Raw genomic sequence first — 2116 nt, forward strand, 5'->3', positions numbered from 1 at the left:
GCGCTGAAGGGCGCGCCTGTCATGGCGACCGACCTGCGGGCTTCTGTCTCCCTTGTCATCGCGGCGCTCGCTGCCCAAGGTGAAACCGAAGTTAGCCGGATCTATCATCTCGACCGGGGCTTTGAAAATCTGGAAGCGAAGCTGAACAGTGTGGGCGCCGATGTCCGCCGGGTCAGCGCAGAAGAGGAATAGGACGAGGCAGGGCTATGGCAGACATGCAGCCGCTCAGGATCTTCGCAGAAGATGCAGACGATCTCACCGTGATTTCGGCGAGTGTGCAGGATGCTGTGACCAAGGCCGAGAACCTCAGATACGAGTCGCGCCAGCGCCGCTTCGCGATTGAGCTCAACCGCTTCCGCTGGGAAGAGGTGGCCGGCAAGAAAAAGCGCGAGCCGAAGACGCGGATCCGCTCCCTGCTGGCGATTGATGGCGTGCTGTCGGTCAAGGCACGAGGAGTCTCGAAGGCCGACCCGGACATGGTGTTCTCGTTGCTGAGCATCACATTCACCCCGGCTGAAGAGCTGCCGGGCGGTATGATCACGCTGCTGTTTGCTGGCGATGGTGAACTGGCGCTTGAGGTTGAGGCGATCGACGTGTCGCTGCTCGACAGCGACTATGAGTGGACCACTCGCCACACGCCGAGCCATGAGCGGAGAAAGCGCTGATGGCCCGATGGATCGACGCGACGGCTTCTGACTTCAAAGAGACGTTCCAGGCTTTCCTCAATGAGCCTCGCGGCGCGGTTGACGACGTCGTCGAGACCGTGCGCGGTATTCTTGAGGATGTCCGCAATAATGGCGGCGAGGCGGTCGCCCGCCATACCGCAAAGTTCGACCGGCTCGTGCTCGACCCGACCACTCTTCAGTCCGACAATGTCGATCTGCATGCCCTCGCCGCCGGGTGCCCGCAGGATCTGAAAGATGCGATCGACTTTGCCGCCGCACGGATCGCGGCCTATCACGAGAAGCAACGCCCTGAAGACCACCAGTTCACCGATGAGGCCGGTGTCGAGCTTGGCTGGCGCTGGACGGCACTCGACAGTGTCGGCGTCTATGTGCCGGGCGGGCTGGCCTCTTATCCAAGCTCCGTTCTGATGAACACAGTCCCGGCCAAGATTGCGGGCGTGGAGCGGGTTGTAATGACAGCGCCTGCGCCGGGCGGGCAGCTTGCGCCGGCGGTGGCTTATGCCGCGCTGAAGGCTGGCGTCGATGAATTCTATCCGATTGGCGGGGCGCAGGCCGTCGCTGCGCTGACATATGGGGCAGGGCATCTCAAACCCGTCGACAAGATTGTCGGGCCGGGCAATGCCTTTGTCGCCGAGGCCAAGCGGCAGGTTTTCGGGCGGGTGGGCATCGATACGATTGCCGGGCCGTCGGAGATTCTGGTCATCGCGGATGAGAGCGCCAATCCCGACTGGATTGCCGCTGATCTGCTCAGCCAGTCAGAGCATGACACCTCCTCGCAGAGCATATTAATTACTGTGCACAAGGCTGTGGGTACGTCTGTGGATGAGGCTGTGGAAAAACAGTTGAAATCTCTGTCCACCGAGGCGCGCGCGAGGGAAGCCTGGGACAGGCATGGCGCGGTCATTCTGGCGGGATCTCTGGACCAGGCTGCAGACATCGCCAATCAGATTGCGGCCGAGCATCTTGAACTCGCCATTGACGATCCAGACGGGCTTTTGCCCCAGATCCGGCATGCCGGCGCAGTCTTCCTCGGTCACCATACACCCGAGGCCCTTGGCGACTATGTCACCGGGTCCAATCACGTCCTGCCGACAAGCCGGGCGGCGCGGTTCAGCTCCGGGCTTGGGCTTTATGATTTCCTCAAGCGGATGAGCGTCCAGCGTGCTGGCCTGGACGGCTTCAATGCGCTTGCGCCCGCGGCCCTTCGTCTGGCAGAGGCAGAAGGACTGCCAGCGCATGCGCGGTCCGTATCGATCCGGTCCAATTCAGGCGGAGGTCATGGCTGAGAAGCGGCTCATTGCTGTCGAGATTGACGAGGAGACGCTCAGCGCCAGCGGCCCTGATGCAGAGCATGAGCGCCGTGTCGCCATCTTCGACCTGATCGAGGACAATACATTCGGCATCATCGACCATGAGGGCGGGCCCTATGT

The 2116-nt window shown here is 62.0% G+C and carries 3 protein-coding genes and 1 pseudogene; all 4 read left to right on the forward strand.

What is annotated here, in order from left to right; translation table 11 throughout:
- Nucleotides 1–192 (forward strand): annotated as a pseudogene (locus WA989_RS15390) (UDP-N-acetylglucosamine 1-carboxyvinyltransferase); the annotation flags it as partial.
- A 14-nt stretch (nt 193–206) separates the two neighbouring features.
- Nucleotides 207–665: a DUF2948 family protein gene (locus WA989_RS15395; RefSeq protein WP_424341361.1), complete on the forward strand. Its 459-nt coding sequence runs from the start codon at nt 207–209 to the stop codon at nt 663–665.
- Nucleotides 665–1972, forward strand: a complete 1308-nt coding sequence (gene hisD / locus WA989_RS15400; protein WP_424341362.1) for a histidinol dehydrogenase — start codon at nt 665–667, stop codon at nt 1970–1972. The genes WA989_RS15395 and hisD overlap by 1 nt, the downstream gene beginning before the upstream one ends.
- Nucleotides 1965–2116: UPF0262 family protein (locus tag WA989_RS15405; protein ID WP_424341363.1), on the forward strand; the 152-nt coding region annotated here is incomplete at its 3' end. The genes hisD and WA989_RS15405, both read left to right, overlap by 8 nt.

The sequence above is a fragment of the Henriciella sp. genome (genome assembly GCF_049649345.1).
Classification (GTDB): Bacteria; Pseudomonadota; Alphaproteobacteria; order Caulobacterales; family Hyphomonadaceae; genus Henriciella.

Coding starts and splice junctions, on each gene's coding strand:
- WA989_RS15395 (WP_424341361.1), top strand. CDS start 207: ATGGCAGACATGCAGCCGCTCAGGATCTTCGCAGAAGATGCAGACGAT.
- hisD (WP_424341362.1), top strand. CDS start 665: ATGGCCCGATGGATCGACGCGACGGCTTCTGACTTCAAAGAGACGTTC.